Here is an 18,569-nt window from a genome sequence, read left to right on the forward strand (position 1 = left end):
CGTCCAGGTGACAGGGTCCGGACTGAACTTCCGGATCGCGCCGCTGTTCTACGTGGTCAACCCGTCGCGCTACTACGACCCGAGCAAGCCGAACAACAACGGCCGGATAGTGGACCTGTGCTACACGGACCTCAGGGGTGGTAGCTACTGCGACCAGGTCAAGCAGATCACCCAGCAGACCGGGCAGCAGGTCGCCTGGGACGACCCGCGCTCGCCGTTCAAGGGCACGCTGCGAGAGTTCCGGCCGGGCACCTTCTCGGTGCAGAACAGCGGCCCGACCACGGTCTACACCGACGTGTACGGCCGCAACGCCTCCAGCACGCCGTTCGCCGGCTCGATCCGGCAGTACTTCTCCGGCAACAACAGCACCGCACTGTACGTCCGCGGCTCCACCAAGGACTACGGCAGCAACTCGGCGGACGCGATCCACGCACCAAACTGATCAACTGAAGAGCATGGGGTCCGCGGCGGTTGACCTGCCGCGGGCCCCCGTCAGCTGAACCAACGCATGCAGGCCAAAGAGCTGGGCCGCCCATCGGTTGTCGATTGTTGTCACTGGATTCGCGTGTACAGCTGGCTGGCCGAGCCTTGCGAGTTGAGCAGCGCCGTTGGACGCCCCCTTCGGCCGCGACCGAGCTGCTCACCATCGAGGCCGGCCTGGTGTCGTGGCCGGCGTCCGTACCTGGCGAGGACATCGCCACCCACCCCGGCACACAGATGATCCTTCGTGCCTGCCGAGGCAACGAGGTGTACCGAACGGCGCCGAGACTCGGGGCGGCCTCTCGTCCGCTCAGCCACTTCCGTCCCCAGTACGTCATGGATCGCGTCTGTCACCGCCCCTCTAGTCAATACCTGAGCGCGCCGCCGATGAGAGCCTGGAGCTGGACGGCGATGCGGTCCAAGGGCTCGGTGCTGCGCTTGGCCCGGCACATGGCCACGGTGCCCTCCACCGCCGCGACGATGAGCGTCGCGATCTGCGCGGCCTGCTCGGGGTCCGCGCCGTGCTCGCGCAGAGATGCGGCCAGCAGGTCCTCCCAGGCGTCGAAGACCTCGGCGGCGGCGGCCAGGGCGGGGGGAATCTCGCCGGGCGGGGGCTCCTCGATGGCGACGGCGAGGACGGGGCAGCCGGCCTGGAAGTCGGTGTCGACAACAATCTTGCGCCACAGGGCGAGGAAGGCGCGTAGTCCGGCCGCGGGTCCTGCTCGCAGCTCCTTGCGCAGGCTCCGCGCGACCAGGTCGCCGGTGTAGCGGACGGCTTCGGTGGCCAGCTGCTGCTTGCCGTCAGGAAAGTAGTGATAGGTGGAGCCCAGCGGGGCCCGGGCGTGCTTGGCCATCTCGCGGATGCTCGTGGCGCTCAGGCCGCGGCGGCTGATCATGTCGGCTGCACCGGCGACGATCCGGTCGCGCGCTTGCGGGCTGCTGGTGGTCATGCCTGAAGTCTCCTGCCACCCCTGGCTATAACGGTCGTCATAGCCTAGCGTGAGGCCATCTATAACGACTGTCATAGTGCGTCGTCAGGAAAGTGAGGTAGCTGCGATGCCGATGATCCGGCTCACGGTTCCAGCCGGTTGCCTGACCGAGGACGGCCGCGCGAGTGTGCAGCGCGAGCTGGCCGCGGTCGTGCTGCGCTGGGAGGGAGCGCCCGACGCCGCGTTCTTCCGCGCCCAGGCGTGGAGCTACCTGGTCGAGCTGCCGCAGGGAGCCCAGACCACCGCCGAGGACGACGCGCCGCGCCTGCTCGTGGACGTCACCATGCCGCAGGGCGCCCTGTCAGAGCGCCGCAAGGCGGGTCTGGTCGAGGAGGTGACGCACACCGTACTCAAGGCCGCCGGGCTGGCACCTGACGACGCCTCTCACGTCTGGGTGCTGGTACACGAGCAGCCCGAGGGCACCTGGGGTGCCGGTGGCTCGATCGTCCGCTACGCCGACCTCATGGCCATGGCGAAGGCGCGGCGCGCCGATGCGTGAGCTGACCTCCGTCGCGCGGCGCACCGTCGAATGGCGCGACGTCCCCCGACCCGAGGGTGCGGTCCGACCGGTGACCCATGCGTGAACTGCACTTCGTCCGCAGCGGCCGGCTCGCGTGGCGAGCACAGACCCCGCCCGGACCTGTCGATCCGGACGGCGCTATCGTCCGGCCGTTCCTCGCCGCACGCTGCGACGGCGACACCCTGCCGATCCACCGTCCGGTCTCCCGAGCGCTGCAGGCCGGGATCGCCGTCGGCCTCGTCGACCCCGTCGTCGCCGCGATCTGCGGCCGGGTCCCCTTCCGAGGCCCGTTCTGCATCGGCCATGAATGCGTCGCCGAGGTCACCGCCGTGGGCGCCAACGTCCAGACCGTCCGCGCCGGGCAGACGGTGATCGTGCCCTGGGCGGTCTCCTGCGGTACCTGCCGATCCTGCCGCCGCGGCCTCACCTCCAAATGCGACACGGCGACCCGCGGGCGGACGCTCGCCGCGTACGGATTCGGTCCCTCCAGCGGTGACTACGGCGGCATGATCACCGACGCGCTGACCGTGCCCTACGCGGACCACATGCTTGTCCCGGTGCCGGCGGGTGTCCCTCCGCTGCGGGTGGCCGCCGCCAGCGACAATCTCGCCGACGGCTGGCGAGCGGTGGTGCCCCCGCTGACCGACCGCGGCGGTGGCCGGGTGGTGATCCTCGGGGGCGGCGCCAAGAGCATCGGCCTCTACGCGGCGGGTCTGGCCATCGCCCACGGTGCCGCAGCCGTCGACTACCTCGACGACGACGCCGCACGCCGGCGGATCGCCGAGGGGTTCGGCGCGCGGACCGGCCCGCTGTCGCGGACCGGCCGCCTGCGCGGATACGACGTCGCCGTCGAGGCGACCTCGCGTCCCGCCGGCCTTCGCGCCGCCCTGCGGGCGCTCGCTCCGGGTGGCATCTGTACGGCGGTGGGTTACTACCTCGCATCAGGTACGCGGCTGCCGCTCATGCAGATGTACGCCACCGACGTGACCCTGCACCTGGGTGTGTCACACCCACGCGCAGACCTGCCCGAGCTGCTGGCGTTCGTCGACCGCACCGGCTTCCCCGCCGAGGACGTGACCACGATCGTCGCCGACTGGGACGACGCTCCTCGCGCCTACCCGGCGCGGACCACGAAACTCGTCCTACAACGCGAGCGGCTGCCGGACCGGGTCGGTCCAACTCGGGCATGATCGGCCGGGTTCTGACTAGTCAGAACCCGGTTGACTGCCTTCCCGTCCGCTATGACAGTCGTTATAGGCGAGGTGACCTATAACGCCTGTCATAGACGTGGGGACGCCATGACTGTGATCACAGTGACGACCCCGACCGGGCGGCTGAACCTGGAGCAGCGGCGTACGTCGGCCCGTACCTTGACCGATGCGGTGCTCGTCCCCGAGATCGGCCGGTCCGAGCCGGCGGCTCGGGTGGGTTCCAGGTGCACTTCGCGGCGGCACCCGCTGGCCGAGGCTCGGGTCCAGGCAGATACCGGTGGCAAGCCCGCGGCTTGGTCAAAGCGGTCAGGATCGGGCCGGCGGCGCTGTGCTGTCGCGGACGACGAGCGTGGTGGCCAGCTCGGTCCGTGGCTGACTCAAGGCCTCGCCGGCCGCGAGGGCGACGACCATCCGGGCGGCTGTCACGCCCATCTCGGTGAACGGCTGCCGCACCGTGGTCATCGGTGGCCAGCACCAGTTGGTGGTGTCGATGTCGTCGAAGCCGACAACACTCAGCTGCTGTGGGATGCGTATGCCGAGCTCGGCAGCGGCCGCGTACACGCCGAGGGCCTGCAGGTCGTTGCCGCACAGCACGGCGGTCGGCAGGTCGGGCAGGCGCAACAACTCGCGGCCGAACTCGCGGCCGGCCCCGAAGCTGAAGGATCCGGTGCGCACCAGCCGAGGATCCAGCGGGATGCCGGCGGCGTCCAGCGCCGCTCGGCAGCCCTCCAGCCGGGCTCGCGCGCCGAGATATTCGGCCGGTCCACTGATCACGGCGACCCGGCGGTGGCCGAGGTCGAGCACGTGCCGGGCGGCGGCGATCGCGCCGCTCCAGTTGGTCGCGCCGACCGAGGGGGTCGGGTGCACCGGCTCTCCGGTCGGGTCAAGGGTTACCAGTGGGATCGCGCTGGCGGCCAGTTGCGCATGCTGCGCTGGGGTGGTGTTCGGGTACACGGCGATCACCCCGATCGGACGTCGCGCCAGGACCCATTCGGTCCAGGGCCGGCCCTGTGAGGCGCCTTCGTCGTTCACCTCGGTGAAGCCGAGGGCAAGCTCGTGCTGGCGGACCACCCGCTCGACGCCACGCATGATCTTGATCGCCTGGTTGCTCTCCAGCCCGTGGAACACCACTTCGACGGTGGCCGCGGGAGGCACCGCATCGGGCCGCCGGTAGCCGTGCTCGCGCAGGAGCGCCTGGACCCGCTGCCGGGTCTCCACCGCGACGCCAGTCCTGCCGTTGAGCACCTTGGACACGGTCGGCTTCGACACGCCGGCCAGGCGCGCGATCGTCGCGATGGTCAACTCTCCGCGCCGACGGCCCCGCCGCTGGCCTTCCACAATCCGTTCCGCCACAGCGGCAGTGTATGAGGCCGCCCCGATCAGATCGATGACGATCACGGCACATCCGACAGCTCCGCGATGCCTCGCGGGTGTCGGGGTTGCCAACCGAACCGTTTCCATTGATACTGCTAACTGTTTCGAGCCGGACGCGGTCGGACGGAGTGGCAGTCCACGACCGCATCGCTGGGCATCGCCGCGATGCCCCGGCGCACCGGTACCGCATGCTCACGCAGCGGGCCGACCTCGATCGACCAGTAACGGCGTCCTTCGGCGCTCGATGTCGACGCTCACTTTCTCGACCTCATCCCCCGACCGAAAGGGTTCGAGATGCGCAATACCATGCGACTTCGCACTCGTCTGGCGACCGTCACGGTCGCGGGCCTGGCCGTAGCCGGGACGGCTGTCGCCATCTCCGGTCAGGCCTCCGCGGCCACCGGTTGTCAGGTCAACTACTCGGTCAGCTCCCAGTGGCAGAGCGGGTTCGGCGCCAACGTCACCATCACCAACCTCGGCGACCCCATCAACGGGTGGACGCTGACCTGGTCGTACTCGGCGGGACAGCAGATCACGCAGGCGTGGAACGCGACGGTGACCCAGTCCGGCGGCCAGGTCGTCGCCCGCAACATGAGCTACAACGCGGCCATCGCCACCAACGCCGGCGTCGCGTTCGGGTTCAACGGCTCCTGGAGCGGCAGCAACCCCGCCCCGACCAGCTTCACGTTGAACGGCACCGTGTGCACCGGCGGCGTGAACTCGACCACCGGACCGCCGACCAGCAGCCCGCCCACCAGCAGCCCGCCGACCAGCGCCCCGCCCACCAGCGCGCCGCCCACGTCGCCGCCGCCGTCGGGCAGCCTGCCGAACAGCTTCCGGTGGCGGTCGACCGGTCCGCTGATCGCGCCGAAGTCGGACGCCAGCCACAACATCCTCGCGGTGAAGGACCCGTCGGTGGTGTACCACAACGGCCGGTACCACGTCTTCGCCAGCACCGCGAACAGCAACGGCAACTACAGCATGGTGTACATGAACTTCACCGACTGGTCGCAGGCCGGCTCGGCGCAACACCACTACCTGGACCAGACCCCGGTCGGCGGCGGGTACAAGGCCGCGCCGCACGTGTTCTTCTTCGCCCCGCAGAACCGCTGGTACCTGGTCTTCCAGACCGGTGACAACGCGGCGTACTCGACCACCAGCGACATCAGCAACCCGCAGTCGTGGACCGCGCCGCAGCGCTTCTACCCGGGCGGCATGCCGCAGATCATCCGGGACAACATCGGCAACGGCTACTGGGTCGACATGTGGGTCATCTGCGACACCGCGAAGTGCTACCTGTTCTCCGACGACGACAACGGTCACCTGTACCGGTCCGAAACGACGGTCGGCCAGTTCCCGAACGGCATGACCAACACCGTCATCGCGATGCAGGACACCCGGAACCGGCTCTTCGAGGCGCCGAACATCTACAAGATCGTCGGGTCCGACACGTACCTGATGATCCACGAGGCGATCGGCTCGGACGGCAAGCGCTGGTTCCGGTCCTGGACCGCGCCGGCCATCACCGGCCCCTGGACGGGCCTGGCCGACACCGAGGCGAACCCGTTCGCGCGGGCCAACAACGTCACCTTCGACGGCACGGCGTGGACCCGGGACATCAGCCACGGCGAAGCGATCCGCGCCGGCAACGACCAGACCCAACCGCTCAGCCCCTGCAACATCCGCTACCTGTACCAGGGCCTGGACCCGAACGCCGGCGGCGACTACAACCGGCTGCCCTGGCGGCTCGGCCTGCTCACCCAGACCAACTCCACCTGCTGACCGGGAGGCAATCGTGACCAGCATTTCTCGCCTGCGGCGGGGGTTTGTCCTCGGCGTGGCCGGCCTACTCGTGGCGGCCGGTGCCGTCGCCGCCGGGTCCGACACCGCAGGTGCCGCTGCGTGCTCCGCACTACCGGGCTCGCTGCCCGCCGCCGGCTCGTTGCCGGCGGTCAGCGAGCTGCCGGACCCGTTCAAGTTCTGGGACGGCACCCGGATGACCAGCTCGTCGGAGTGGGCCTGTCGGCGCGACCAGTTGCGGGAGCTGTTGCAGTACTACGAGTACGGGCACCTGCCGCCGGCGCCGACCAGCGTCACCGGCACCCGCAACGGCAATACGCTGACCGTCACCGTCCAGGCGAACGGGCGGACCGCGTCGTTCAACGCGAGTATCAGCCTGCCCGCCGGCGGCGGCCCACATCCGGCCATCATCATGCTGAATCCGCTCGCGGCGAGCGCGACGAGCCGCGGGTACGGCGAGGTCACCATCAACCCGAACAGCATCGCCGCGGACAGCACCAGCAAGACTGGCGCGTTCTGGACGCTGTACCCCGACTCCGACGCCGGCGTGTTGATGGCCTGGGCGTGGGGCGTGCACCGCACGCTCGACGCGCTGCGCGCGATACCCCAGATCGACGCCAGCAGGGTGGGCGTCTCCGGCTACTCCCGGTACGGCAAGGCCGCCACCGTCGCGGGCGCGTTCGACGACCGGATCGCTTTGACCGTGCCGGGTTCCGCGGGTACGGCCGGGATGGGCAACTACCGCTTCTTCTCCTCCACGGGCAGCAACAACGAGACCCTCGACGACATCCTCGGCGCCGCGTACTGGTTCACCCCCCGCTTCGCCACCTTCCGGGGTCAGGCCACCCGGCTACCGGTCGACCAGCATGAGCTGGGCGCTCTCATCGCGCCCCGGCTATTGTTGATCACCAACGGCACCGAGGGCTCCGACATCCGCACCAACCCGATCGGCACCAGCTACAGCTACCGGGCGGCGCGGATGGTGTACGAGTACCTCGGCGTCCCGGACCGGATCGGCATCGCCTACCGTCCGGGCGGCCACCAGATCGACATCGCCGACTACAACGCGATCATGGACTTCGCCGACAAGTACCTGCGCGGCCTGAACGTGACGCGGACGTTCAACAACGTGCCGTACCCGCCGAGCACCGCCGCCATCCCGTGGACCATCCCCACCGGCGGCGGCCCCACCACTCCGCCGGCGACCACGCCGCCCACGACCCCACCGACAACCCCGCCCACAACTCCCCCGACCACGCCACCCACCTCGCAGCCGGTCGGGGCCTGCTCCGCCAGCTACCGCACGGTGAACTCGTGGCAGGGCGGCTACCAGGGCGAGGTGACCGTACGGGCCGGCGCCAGCGCGATCAACGGCTGGACCGTGCGGTGGTCCACCGCCCCGTCGATCACCCAGGTCTGGGGCGGAACGCTCAGCGGCAGCAGCGTACGGAACGCGTCCTGGAACGGCTCGCTCGCCCCGAACGCCACCGCCACGTTCGGGTTCCTCGCCAGCGGCAACCCGGCGACGCCCGCACTCACCTGCACGAGCCCCTAACCGAGTCGGGTCGGGAACTGGAGGAGTAATGATTCCTGACGGTGGGGCCGAGCGCTACCGGGTCACCTGGCTGCCAGCCGGACCTGACTTCCACCGGCAAGCGGACCTGACTTCCACCGGCAAGCGACGACGAGCTTACGAAACAAGCCGTCCACCACTCACATGATCAACCACCCATCCCTACTGGACGCACAGGAGGACCCACCATGCGAAGGATGAGCGGCCTGCTCGCCGCAGCGTCGGCCGCCGCGATCGCCGTCGCCGGAACACTGCTGGCCATCGGCCCCGCCAGCGCCGAGTCGAACGGCGGCGTGCGCGTCATGCCACTTGGCGACTCGATCACCGACGGCCTCAACGTGCCCGGCGGCTACCGGATCGAACTGTGGCAGAAGTTCGTCGCCGGCGGATACAGAATTGACTTCGTCGGCTCCCAGTTCAACGGACCACCCAGCCTCGGCGACCACGACCACCAGGGCCACTCCGGCTGGACCATCGCGCAGATCGACGCCAACGTGGTGAACTGGCTACGCGCCACCACCCCGCGCACCGTGCTGCTGCACATCGGCACCAACGACATGTTCAGCCAGTCCGCCGGCGCGCCACAACGACTCTCCACCTTGATCGACAAGATCACCAACACCGCGCCGGAGGCCGAGGTCTTCGTCGCCTCGATCATCCGGTTGAACGGCGCCGATTCCCAGGTACGCACCTACAACGCGGCGATACCCGGAATCGTGCAGAGCAAGGTCAACGCCGGCAAGCGGGTGCACTTCGTGGACATGTACCCCGCGCTCGGCGCTGGCGACCTGGCCGACGGCGTGCACCCCAACGCGGGCGGCTACGCCAAGATGGCCACCGTCTGGTTCAACGCGCTGCGCGCGGTGCCGCGCAGCATCACCGACGGCACCCCCACATCGCCGCCACCGACCACACCGCCCACGAGCGCGCCACCCACGAGCGCGCCACCCACGAGCGCGCCACCGACCACGCCGCCGACCGGTGCCTGTGCCGCCACGTACCGGACGGTCAACTCGTGGGGCGGCGGCTTCCAGGGCGAGGTGACGGTGCGCGCCGGCACCGGGGCCATCAACGGCTGGACCGTCCGGATGACCCTCGCGAGTGGACAGAGCATCACCAACTTGTGGAACGGCGTCAACACCGGCACGAGCGGTGCGGTCAGCGTGCGGAACGCGCCGTACAACGGGAGCCTCGCCGCCAGCGGCACGACCACCTTCGGCTACGTCGCCAACGGCAACGGCGCCACCGCTCCCACGGGCGTCGCCTGCACCAGCCCCTGATTGGAGACCAGTGAAGACCAAACTGTTGTGCGCATTGGCGGCGGCCGCGCTGGCCGCCACCGCGGCGGTGATCTTGGCGGCGCCGGCCTCGGCCGCGACGCTGACCGAGGTGACCAGCTTCGGCACCAACCCCAGCAACATCCGGATGCACCTGTACGTGCCGGACCGGGTCGCGACCCGCCCAGCCGTCGTGGTCGCCGTCCACTACTGCGGCGGCTCCGGGCCCGGCTTCCACTCCCAGACCGGGTACGCGTCGCTGGCCGACCGGTACGGCTTCATCGTGATCTACCCGTCGGTGACCCGCAGCAGCGGCTGCTGGGACGTCTCGTCGCCGTCGGCGCTACGCCGCGGTGGCGGCAGCGACCCGGTCGGGATCGCCTCCATGGTCAGCTACACCCAGCAGCGGTACAACGCCGACCCCGACCGCATCTTCGTCACCGGCAGCTCGTCCGGGGCGATGATGACCAACGTGCTGCTGGCCGACTACCCGGACGTGTTCAAGGCCGGCGCCTCGTTCGCCGGTGTGCCCTTCGCCTGTTTCGCCACCACCAACGGCTCCGAGTGGAACAGCACCTGCTCCAGCGGCCAGCTTGTCAAGACCCCACAGGAGTGGGGCGACCTGGTCCGCAACGCCTACCCCGGCTACACCGGGCCGAGGCCCAGGATGCAGATCTGGCACGGCACCAACGACGACACCCTGCGCTACCCCAACTTCGGCGAGCAGATCAAGCAGTGGACCAACGTGCACGGGCTGACCCAGACGCCGTCGTTCACGGACACGCCGCAGTCCGGGTACACCCGCACCCGGTACGGTGGCACGGGTGGCATGGCGCCGGTGGAGGCGATCAGCATGCAGGGCGTGACGCACAACCTGCCGATCGACGCCGCCCAGGTGATCCGCTTCTTCGGCCTCGACAGCACCACTCCCACGACCGCGCCGACCAGCCCACTACCCACCACGACGCCGCCGCCGACCACGGCGCCGCCCGGTGGGTGCCGGGTGACGTACGCCGTCAACGCCTGGAACACCGGCCTGACCACGGCCATCACCCTCACCAACACCGGCGGTGCGGCTATCAACGGCTGGAGCCTGGCCTTCACGCTCCCCGGCGGACAGACCATCACCAACGGCTGGAACGCCGCCTACTCCCCGAACAGCGGCGTGGTGACCGCCCGCAACGTCTCCTACAACGGGACCATCGCCCCGAACGCGTCGGTCGGGATCGGCTTCCAGGCCACACACACCGGCAACACCGCCCGGCCACCGTCCTTCACCTTGAACGGATCCGCCTGTACCACGAGCTGACCGACCACCGCGAGACGTGAGGCCATCGCCGCGCCCTGGGCGGCGGTGGCCTCGCCCGCGAGGAAGCTGGTCCAGCCGATTCCCGCCGCGTCCGCGCGGGTCCGCGGTCCGCAAACGCGCTGCGTCCAGAGTGGTCGATGGGCTGCCAGCATCGTGGGAGGCCCGGAATCCGGCCGTGTACCGCAGCGTTCGGGTCAGTTCCCCGACGTCCGGGCAGGCACGGAGCAGCCAACGGAACCCCACCCTGGTGCCTAGAACCGGCCGAGCCCTGGGGTGCCGCGGCGGCCGGGCACGGCCACGTTGTCGGGGCCGATGGATAGCATCTCCTTCGTCGCCGCGCCGGCTGTGCGCCGCCGGTCGACGCTTCACCCTGCCCGACGCTCGCCGTAACCCCCCATTCCCTTCGGAGGCCCGCCATGTCCCAGGAGACGACGTACCTCGAACTGTCCGAATCGGCCGGCGGAGCGCACAAGTTCTACGAGGTGACCGTGGACGGACCGCAGCTGACCATGCGCTACGGCCGGATCGGGGACCACGGCCAAGTCAAAATGACGTCGTACGCCGACAACGCGCAGGCCCGGCGGGAAGCGGCCAAGAAGATCGGCGAAAAGGTACGCAAGGGCTACGCACCGGCTGTCCCGGGAGGACGCCAGAAGCGCGCCGTATCCCGGCGGATCATCAGCAGCTACTCCCCCGTCCCGCACCCCGCCTCCGGGACGCATCACTCCTCAACTACCCGCGCGGCCCGGGCCCGGTCCGTCCCCCCGGTCACGCAGACCGCCCCGGTGCTGTGGCGCTACGACAGCGGCTCTCCCGCCTACGGAATCTTTGTCGACGGCGACCGGGCCATGGTGGGCAACGAGAACGGCGTCATCACCACGCTCACCCACGACGCCCAGGTGATCCAGCAGTTCCGGCTACCGGACGGGGTGAAGTGCATCGTTGCGGACGACGACTGGCTCTACGCGGGCTGCGACGACGGCAACGTCTACGACCTCTCCGGCAAGGTTCCCCGGGTGGCCTACCAGATCGCTCCGGACATCGACATCTACTGGCTGGACATCCATGACGGCGTGCTCGGCGTTTCCGACTCGGGTGGAGGCATCGCCGCGATCGACCACGAGGACGAATTCCTGTGGCGCCGGCACGGGCGGGGCTCGTCCGGCTGGATGGTGCGCTGCGACCAGCACGCCGTACACCACGGCCACTCCCGCGGGGTGACCAGCTACGACTGGGGTACCGGACAGGAACTCTGGCACCGGTCCACCGGTGCGGTGCTGTTCGGGTGGCAGGAGCCCGACGCGCTCTACGCGGGCACCGCCACCCTCCAGGTGGTACGGGTCGCCAAGGATGGCCAGTCAGAGCAGGTCTACCGCTGCGACGCCCCGGTCTACTCCTGCGCCACCGCCGAGGGGGGCGAGTACGTCTTCGCCGGCGACAACCGCTCCTCCATCTACTGCTTCGACGCGGCCGGCAACCGGCTCTGGAAGCTCGGTACCGGCTGCGGCTCCGCCTACTCGATGCAGTACCGCGACGAGCGCCTCTACGTGGTTACCACGGCCGGCACACTCGCCTGCATCGACGCCAGCGAGGCGGCGATCCGCGCGGCCCAGCAGGGCAACGTGCCGGAGGTGGTGGACGTGAAGGCGCCGCCCCGGATGCCGGCGGTCGCCCCCACCGCCACGCTGGAGGTAACCAACGACGTTGGCTCGGGAATCGTGGTCGAATGCGTCGAGGAGAACGGGCGGCTGCGGGTGCGGGTCGCCTCGCCCGGCTACCGGCCGGACTGGCTGGTGCAGTTCCCGAAGGGCATCCGCGAGCCACACGCCCGCTATCTGGTCACCGAGCTGCGCGAGGCGAGCCGGGGCGGCTTCTACCGGGCCTATGGCGACGTCCGCCGCCTACGCTGACGGGTCTCCCGCTCACGCAGAACCGCGGGCCGGAGGTATGAGCCCGCGGGCCCACCAGAATCACCCCTGGGCCGGACGGCCGCGGTAGCCGATGGGGCCCTCCCCGACCCGCTGGTAGGTTCCCAGGAACCCGCCGTCGCCGAAGGCGACTGTGCCGTTGTTGCCGCGGCCGTCGCGCCAGGTCAGCCTGGTGACCGGGCGGCCGGGCACACCCACCGCGAGGAGCAGGTCAGCACAGCGGTGCCATCCACCGCCCCAGCCCTCCTCGGCGGAGAAGCGCCGAGCCTCCTTGGCGACGGAGCCGCGCTCGATCAGCCGGCCGCGGAACTCCCTCGGCCGCTTACCCGGCTGCCGGCTCCAGCCGTAGAAGGCGGCCTGCTGCTTCTCGAACGTGATCGCATACTCGGCGCCGGACGCGTCCGCCCAGGCCACTTGGTCGAGGACGGCCTGCTCGCCGCGGTCGATGAAGATGGTGACCTCGCCGGCGTCGGTCGCGTACCGTAGCACCGGCTCGGCGATCGCCTGCCGGTCGAGCGCCAGCCCCGCCTGATCGTGCGCGTGCATCGGGTCGATCGTCACCCGGTACAACCACAGCATGCTCCGGGCGTCGTCACCGCTTTCGATCCGCAACATGTTCCGGCCGGCCACCAACTCCTCGGCCGGGACCGCGAAGACCAGCCGTTGCGGGAGTCCACCGCCGTTCGGGATCCGCAGCCGGTCGGCCAGCGGTCTGCCGTTGAGGCGAACGGTGAGCGGGGCGTATCCGGGCGCCTGGTAGAGCATCGACGCGAGCGCCACGAGGGCGACGGAGGCCTCGCGGACGACGGCCGGGTCGGGCACGTCGAACTCCAGCTCGACCGACCCGCCGGCGCCGATGGCCAAGTGGTCGCCCGCAGCCGAGGACCGGTCGACGCCGGTGATCGTGACGTTCCCGATGCGTGGCGGCTCGGTGCCGAAGTCGGCGTAGGTGGGTTCGATCTGGATCCCGGCACGCTGCGGGGCCACCGGCGGAGGAGACGACGACGGGTGCAGCAGTACCTCGTACGAAAGAACGGCGTGCTCGTCGTTGCCGTATCCGATGTTGGCGGCGCCGAAGGCCGGCCGCACCTTGCCGATGTGCAGGGTGCCAGGCGCGACCGCCGCGCGGGCGACGTAGAGCGGTTCGCCGTCGCCCTCCCGGCCCGCCGGCAGCGCGTCCGCGGGCACCGCGCCGCCGGACGCTATGCCCCAGACGCCGCGATCCATCAGCACCTCGTACTCGTCGACGCCGACCTCTTCACCGTCCCAGGTGGCCTGGGCCGCGCCGAAGGCCGGGCGGACCTTGCCCGGGTGCACGCCGCCGTACATCCGGACGCGGCACACCCACAGTGGCTCGCCGTCCGCCTCGTACCCGTGCGGTACCGCGCCGGGTGGGATCCGACCGCCGCAGGCGGCCTCCCAGCGATATCCAGCGGCAGAAACATTCATTCCGTGGAGGCTAGATCAACAGGTTCAGGACTCGCGGACCCACCGGCCGCTAACGAGCGGCCGTGCCGGCGACACCTGAACCTGCCAAAGAACGGGCTCCTCGACCAGGTCGTTGCCGGCCGGGTCCGGTTCCTAGCCTGGCCGCGCCTGCCGAGCTTTGCGGCGGCTCCGGGCGGCCGGCCATGAGGGAAACAACACACGCGTGGCCCGGTCCATCCGGGATTCATGTCGCTCGACGGCGTGCTGGCGTCCCAGGTCAGCCCTTCACCGCCCCCGCGGTGAGCCCCTCGGTAAGGAAGCGCTGTCCAAAGGCGTACATGATCACCACGGGGATGCTGACGAGCAGCGACGCCGCGGCGAGCTGCCCCTGCGGCACGACGTCCCCGGCGATCATCGACTGCATCCCCACGGGGAGCGTCTTGTACTCGTCCTTCGTGATGAACACGAAGGCGAAGAGGAACTCGTTCCAGGCATTGGTCAGGGTGAACAGCGCGACCGCCAGTAGTCCCGGCTTGGCGAGGGGCAGCACCACCCGGCCGAACGCCTGGAGGCGGGTGCAGCCGTCGACCAGCGCGGCCTCCTCCAGCTCGACAGGGATCGACGAGAAGTACCCCGCCAGCAGCCAGGTGGCGAACGGAAGCGTGAAGGTCGGGTACGTCACCACCAGAGACCACAACGAGTCGGTGAGCCGCACCCCGATGAGCAGCTGGTACAGCGGGATGAACAGCAGCGCGCCCGGCATCACGTAGGTGATCAGCACCGTGACGGTGAAACCCTGAGCCCCGCGGAACCGCAGCCGGGCGAGCGCGTAGCCCGCGAGGGCGGCGCAGACCAGTGCGACCGCGGTGGACGCCGCGGAGACCAGCAGGGTGTTGAGGTACCAGCGGCCGAAGGGCTTGGTGGCGAAGAGGTCGGTGAACTGCTGCAGGGTCCACGGCGTCGGCCACAGGTCGTGTTCGCGCATGACGATCTGACCCTCGGACTTGAAGGCCGTGACGGCGATCCAGTACAGCGGGGCCAGGACGAAGAAGAGCAACACGGCCAGCGCGACTCCGGACGCCAGCTTCGACACCAGGGACGACGTCCGGCGATGTCCCCAGTTCTGGAACGCCGAGACCACCCGACCGACCGCCGCCGCGACCAGCAGGATCACCCCGAGGACCACCGCCGACTTCCAGAGGATGTGTAGCGACACCCAGGCCAGCAGACCGACGATCGCCGCGGTGACGACCCACGGCATCGCCTTCCGCGCCTTCCGCGCCTTCTCCGCCGTGCCCACATTCCGCGTCTTCCGCGCCGTCCGGGCACGTCGGGGAAGCTCGGTGCCGGCGTCCCGGCGCAGCAACCGGACCAGGACGAACACCAGCCCGCCGATGACCGGCAGCATCACGAGCGTGACCGCCGCCCCCGCGCCGTACTGCAGTTGCAGGATCGCCTTCGAGTAGGCGACCAGCACATATGGCGCGGTCGCGTTGCCCGGGCCGCCCTGCGTCAGCAACCAGATGAGGTCGAAGTTGTTGAACGTCCAGATCGACGACAGGGTCACCGTCACGGTGATCACGTGGCGCAGTCCGGGCAGTGTCACGTGGCGGAACCGCTGCCACGACGAGGCACCGTCGACGGTCGCCGCCTCGTACAGGTCCGCCGGGATGGCCTTCAACCCCGCGAGGAACGCGACGGTGAAGAACGGCACCCCCTTCCACACGTTGACGAGGATCACCGACGGCATGGCCAGCGACGCCTCGGACAGCCAGCCCGCGGGCCAGCTGTCGACCAGGTGCGCCTTGGCCAGCAACGGCCCGATCCCCGACTCGGTGAGCAGCATGTTGACGCTGCCGAAGATCGGATCGAGCAGCGAGCGCCAACTGAACGCCGTGACCACCGTCGGCACCACCCACGGCAGCAGGAGCAGCCCGGCCAACAAGGCCCGCCCACGGCGCAGATGGTGCAGCAGCAGGGCCGCCGTCAGCCCGAGCACCACCTTGAACACCTCGGCGTACGCGGTGAAGACGAACGAGTTCACCACGCCCGTGCGGAACTGCTCGTCCCCGGCCAGGGCGATGTAGTTGGCCAGGCCGACGAAGACGCTCTGCTGCCCGTGCCGTTCCATCGTGCTGGTGACGACCGACCAGGCGATCGGCACGAGCACGAGCCCGCCGACCAGTACGGCGGTGGGCGCCAGGAACAGTGCCGCCAGCCGCCAGTCACGACCCAGCCGCCGCTGGGTCGTGGTGAAGCCACCGTGCCCCGGCGGCGAGGATGCCCCCTTCGCCGGGGCCGGCGCTGGACGGACCGATCTCACTGCGGCAGCCCCTGCTGGGTGAAGATTTGCACCATCTTCGCGTGGGCGGCCTGCACGGCCCGCGCGGGCGTCGTTCCCTGGAGAACCTGCTGCATCATGTCGGTGAGGACGTAGGCCCCGACGGCGGCCTGCTGGCCCGCGCTGGCCTTCTGCGGGAAGTTCAAGCCGTTCTTCGTGGTCAGCGGCAGCGGCAGCTCGGTGATCTTGCGCATGATGGGGAACGCCGGGTCGCCGCCGGTGAAGAACGGGTCGGCGTCCCAGACCTTCTGCCAGGCGGGCAGCGCCAGGCCGGGCGCCTCCTTCGCCACCCCGAGTAGCGCGGGCGCACTGACCAGGTACTGCGCCAGGAGCTTGGCGAGCGCGGCGTTCTTGGCGCCCTTGAAGATGACGAAGGCCTGGGACTGGCCGAGCAGCAGGGGATTGTCGGTGGCCGGCCCGATGCAGTCGGCGAAGACGTGGGTGTTGTCGTAGACGGGGTACTTCTTGGTCTTGGAGTCCGCGTAGACGCTGAGCTGGTTGCGGGTGTAGCCGAGGATCCCGGCGAGCCAGTTCTCGTTGTTGCTGGAGTCGGTCCAGGCGGCCACCCCCGGCGGCAGCATCGGCTTGTACTTGGAGTTGGTGTAGATGTCCCCGAGGAAGGTCACCGCCTGTACCGTCTCGGGCGAGTCGAACGTGACCTTCCTGCCGTCGTTGGAGGCGATCGCCCCGCCGTAGGAGTTGATCAGTGCCTCGATCATGCCGTTGGCGTCACCGGACCGGTTCACGGTCATGCCCCAGCCGAACCGGCGCTTGGACGGATCGGAGATGGCCAGGCACAGGTCTCGCAGCTCCTCCCAGGTGTAGATGTCCTTGGGAGTGATGCCCTTGTCCTGCATCCAGTCCTTGCGCAGGAACGACCCGATCCCGATGAAGTGGTAGGGAATGGCGAACCACTTGCCGTCGAAGACGCAGAAGTTCTTGGACTCCGCCGTGGGCTCGCCGTACTTCGCCGTCAGCGCCTGGACGACGTCCGTCACGTCCTCCAGGTCGCCGAGCGCCTGGAACTGCGCGACGAACCGCGAGTCGGTCATGAACGCAAGGTCACGCGCGACGCCACCCTTGACCTCGGCGTCGATCTTGGCCACCACGTCACCGGCGTCGGCCTGGACCAGACTGTTCCCGATCTTCGTACCGGTGGTGTCGGCGAACTTCTTGATCGAGCTGTCGAGCGCTGCGTTCGCCGCCTCCGAGTACAGCTTCTGCGACAGCATCCCCATCGACGAGCCCTTCAACGACGCCGCGGCGTCGATCAGCTCCTTCGGGACCTCGGCCTGCACCCGGGGGGTCGACGGCGAACTGCCTCCGCACCCGGCCAGACCGGCCGCGCCAAGCAACCCCACCCCCATTCCCAGAAAGCCGCGCCGGGACCGCAACGGGTTGTCCTCCATGGCCATTCGCCTCCTCCGTCTCGCCCACCGCTACACGCCGAAGGGGGCCGGGAGGCCTGCCGCCTCCCCTGTAGACACCTGCGAACCGCACACGAGGACGATCGCCCGATCGGGTGGTCGCAGCCCGCCTCTGCCGCGCAGTCTTCGGAAAGTTGCCCCGGAACGCGGCGGGCCTTCCCCCGACTTGCCCCGAGACACGCGCGCCGCCGGCCCGGAACGTCGGCCTGTCCGGCGGTGCGCTCACCTTACACATTTCGGAAAGTCGCGCCTAGGGGTGGAGCGAAATATGGGGAACGGCGCCATTTGTCGTCATCAATGGCCGCAATCGAGGTCGCAGCACGGTCTCCGGCTCGCGGCATTGAGGACGGTCGCGCTCTTCGTTGTGGTGGCGAAGTCTTCCGAGGTGGATGTATGCGTCCGTCGCCCTGCTGACAGCGTGGTCCTCGTGCTCCATACCGTGCCGGCGACGGCCGGCCAGCGACGCAGATCCGGCCGGCCGTGCCGATGTGGTTTGCGCTGCTGCTCGGCGGGTCGGCCGTCATCGGCGTCTTCGGGTTCGGCCCCGGACTATTGCTGGGACAGTTGGGCGCGCACCTGCCCGGCCAACTCGACACGTTCCAGTTGCTGGGAGAACCGGTCTACGACTGAGCGCACTGGGGTGCCGACGGTCTAGGCTGGCGCCCCATTCCGCCTTCCACTGTGGTCGATCTCGTTGGCGGTCGCACTCACCGCTACTACCACCGTTACGCTCCGTCCGACGAAGAGGTGCCTAGCGGCAATAGTCGATCATGAGGCCGGCATCTGGATACGGCTCGGACACGTTAACCCCAGACAGGTCCGTCACGTTTCAGTGCGGGCGGATGGCGAGGGTTCGTCCTTGATCGTGGCCGTGGGATAGGCATGGGTTTCGCTGCGCCAGGGTTCCCGGAT

At 69.5% G+C, this 18,569-nt stretch carries 14 protein-coding genes; 9 read left to right on the top strand and 5 right to left on the bottom strand.

What is annotated here, in order from left to right:
- Window positions 1–442 (top strand): hypothetical protein (locus tag AAH979_RS05165; protein ID WP_346256858.1); only part of this gene is annotated, 442 nt, incomplete at its 5' end.
- A 403-nt stretch (window positions 443–845) separates the two neighbouring features.
- On the opposite strand, the gene AAH979_RS05170 is transcribed toward AAH979_RS05165, so the two are convergent.
- Complete coding sequence (locus AAH979_RS05170) at window positions 846–1,430, bottom strand: TetR/AcrR family transcriptional regulator (protein WP_346256859.1); 585 nt, start codon at window positions 1,428–1,430, stop codon at window positions 846–848.
- Between the two features lie 106 nt (window positions 1,431–1,536).
- Here AAH979_RS05170 and AAH979_RS05175 point away from each other — a divergent pair, with 106 nt between their 5' ends.
- Complete coding sequence (locus tag AAH979_RS05175; RefSeq protein WP_346256860.1) at window positions 1,537–1,968, top strand: tautomerase family protein; 432 nt, start codon at window positions 1,537–1,539, stop codon at window positions 1,966–1,968.
- A 77-nt stretch (window positions 1,969–2,045) separates the two neighbouring features.
- Window positions 2,046–3,179: an alcohol dehydrogenase catalytic domain-containing protein gene (locus tag AAH979_RS05180; protein WP_346256861.1), complete on the top strand. Its 1,134-nt coding sequence runs from the start codon at window positions 2,046–2,048 to the stop codon at window positions 3,177–3,179.
- A 327-nt stretch (window positions 3,180–3,506) separates the two neighbouring features.
- Here AAH979_RS05180 and AAH979_RS05185 read toward each other — a convergent pair whose 3' ends face one another.
- Entirely contained in the window at window positions 3,507–4,598 is a 1,092-nt protein-coding gene (locus AAH979_RS05185; RefSeq protein WP_346256862.1) for a substrate-binding domain-containing protein, read from the bottom strand.
- 282 nt (window positions 4,599–4,880) lie between these two features.
- Between AAH979_RS05185 and AAH979_RS05190 the strand changes: the two genes are divergently transcribed.
- The 5 genes from AAH979_RS05190 (at window position 4,881) to AAH979_RS05210 (ending at window position 12,443) form a co-directional block, all read left to right on the top strand.
- Window positions 4,881–6,356 (top strand): non-reducing end alpha-L-arabinofuranosidase family hydrolase, encoded by a 1,476-nt coding sequence (locus tag AAH979_RS05190; RefSeq protein ID WP_346256863.1) that lies wholly within the window; start codon window positions 4,881–4,883, stop codon window positions 6,354–6,356.
- Between the two features lie 13 nt (window positions 6,357–6,369).
- Entirely contained in the window at window positions 6,370–7,929 is a 1,560-nt protein-coding gene (locus tag AAH979_RS05195) for a cellulose binding domain-containing protein (protein ID WP_346256864.1), read from the top strand.
- A gap of 206 nt (window positions 7,930–8,135) precedes the next feature.
- Complete coding sequence (locus AAH979_RS05200) at window positions 8,136–9,227, top strand: cellulose binding domain-containing protein (protein ID WP_346256865.1); 1,092 nt, start codon at window positions 8,136–8,138, stop codon at window positions 9,225–9,227.
- Between the two features lie 10 nt (window positions 9,228–9,237).
- Window positions 9,238–10,533: a PHB depolymerase family esterase gene (locus tag AAH979_RS05205; protein WP_346256866.1), complete on the top strand. Its 1,296-nt coding sequence runs from the start codon at window positions 9,238–9,240 to the stop codon at window positions 10,531–10,533.
- A 416-nt stretch (window positions 10,534–10,949) separates the two neighbouring features.
- The gene (locus AAH979_RS05210) at window positions 10,950–12,443 is read left to right on the top strand and encodes a WGR domain-containing protein (protein WP_346256867.1); all 1,494 of its coding nucleotides are present in this window, start codon (window positions 10,950–10,952) and stop codon (window positions 12,441–12,443) included.
- A 60-nt stretch (window positions 12,444–12,503) separates the two neighbouring features.
- Here the strand turns inward: AAH979_RS05210 and AAH979_RS05215 are convergent, their stop codons facing one another.
- From AAH979_RS05215 to AAH979_RS05225, 3 genes are all read right to left on the bottom strand, one after another.
- Window positions 12,504–13,910, bottom strand: a complete 1,407-nt coding sequence (locus AAH979_RS05215; RefSeq protein WP_346256868.1) for a DM9 repeat-containing protein — start codon at window positions 13,908–13,910, stop codon at window positions 12,504–12,506.
- A gap of 256 nt (window positions 13,911–14,166) precedes the next feature.
- Window positions 14,167–16,212, bottom strand: coding sequence for an ABC transporter permease subunit (locus AAH979_RS05220; protein WP_346256869.1), 2,046 nt, complete (start codon window positions 16,210–16,212; stop codon window positions 14,167–14,169).
- On the bottom strand, window positions 16,209–17,645 hold the full coding sequence (locus AAH979_RS05225; RefSeq protein ID WP_346256870.1) for an extracellular solute-binding protein: 1,437 nt from the start codon (window positions 17,643–17,645) through the stop codon (window positions 16,209–16,211). Before AAH979_RS05225 ends, AAH979_RS05220 begins: the two co-directional genes overlap by 4 nt.
- 492 nt (window positions 17,646–18,137) lie before the next feature.
- On the opposite strand from AAH979_RS05225, the gene AAH979_RS05230 reads away from it, so the two are divergent.
- Window positions 18,138–18,287, top strand: coding sequence for a hypothetical protein (locus AAH979_RS05230; protein ID WP_346256871.1), 150 nt, complete (start codon window positions 18,138–18,140; stop codon window positions 18,285–18,287).
- Window positions 18,288–18,569: the final 282 nt, after the last annotated feature.

The organism is Plantactinospora sp. ZYX-F-223, from assembly GCF_039649625.1.
In the GTDB taxonomy this organism is placed as follows: Bacteria; Actinomycetota; Actinomycetes; order Mycobacteriales; family Micromonosporaceae; genus Plantactinospora.

Coding starts and splice junctions, on each gene's coding strand:
- AAH979_RS05180 (WP_346256861.1), top strand. CDS start 2,046: ATGCGTGAACTGCACTTCGTCCGCAGCGGCCGGCTCGCGTGGCGAGCA.
- AAH979_RS05225 (WP_346256870.1), bottom strand. CDS start 17,645: ATGGCCATGGAGGACAACCCGTTGCGGTCCCGGCGCGGCTTTCTGGGA.
- AAH979_RS05215 (WP_346256868.1), bottom strand. CDS start 13,910: ATGAATGTTTCTGCCGCTGGATATCGCTGGGAGGCCGCCTGCGGCGGT.
- AAH979_RS05170 (WP_346256859.1), bottom strand. CDS start 1,430: ATGACCACCAGCAGCCCGCAAGCGCGCGACCGGATCGTCGCCGGTGCA.
- AAH979_RS05200 (WP_346256865.1), top strand. CDS start 8,136: ATGCGAAGGATGAGCGGCCTGCTCGCCGCAGCGTCGGCCGCCGCGATC.
- AAH979_RS05190 (WP_346256863.1), top strand. CDS start 4,881: ATGCGACTTCGCACTCGTCTGGCGACCGTCACGGTCGCGGGCCTGGCC.
- AAH979_RS05175 (WP_346256860.1), top strand. CDS start 1,537: ATGCCGATGATCCGGCTCACGGTTCCAGCCGGTTGCCTGACCGAGGAC.
- AAH979_RS05210 (WP_346256867.1), top strand. CDS start 10,950: ATGTCCCAGGAGACGACGTACCTCGAACTGTCCGAATCGGCCGGCGGA.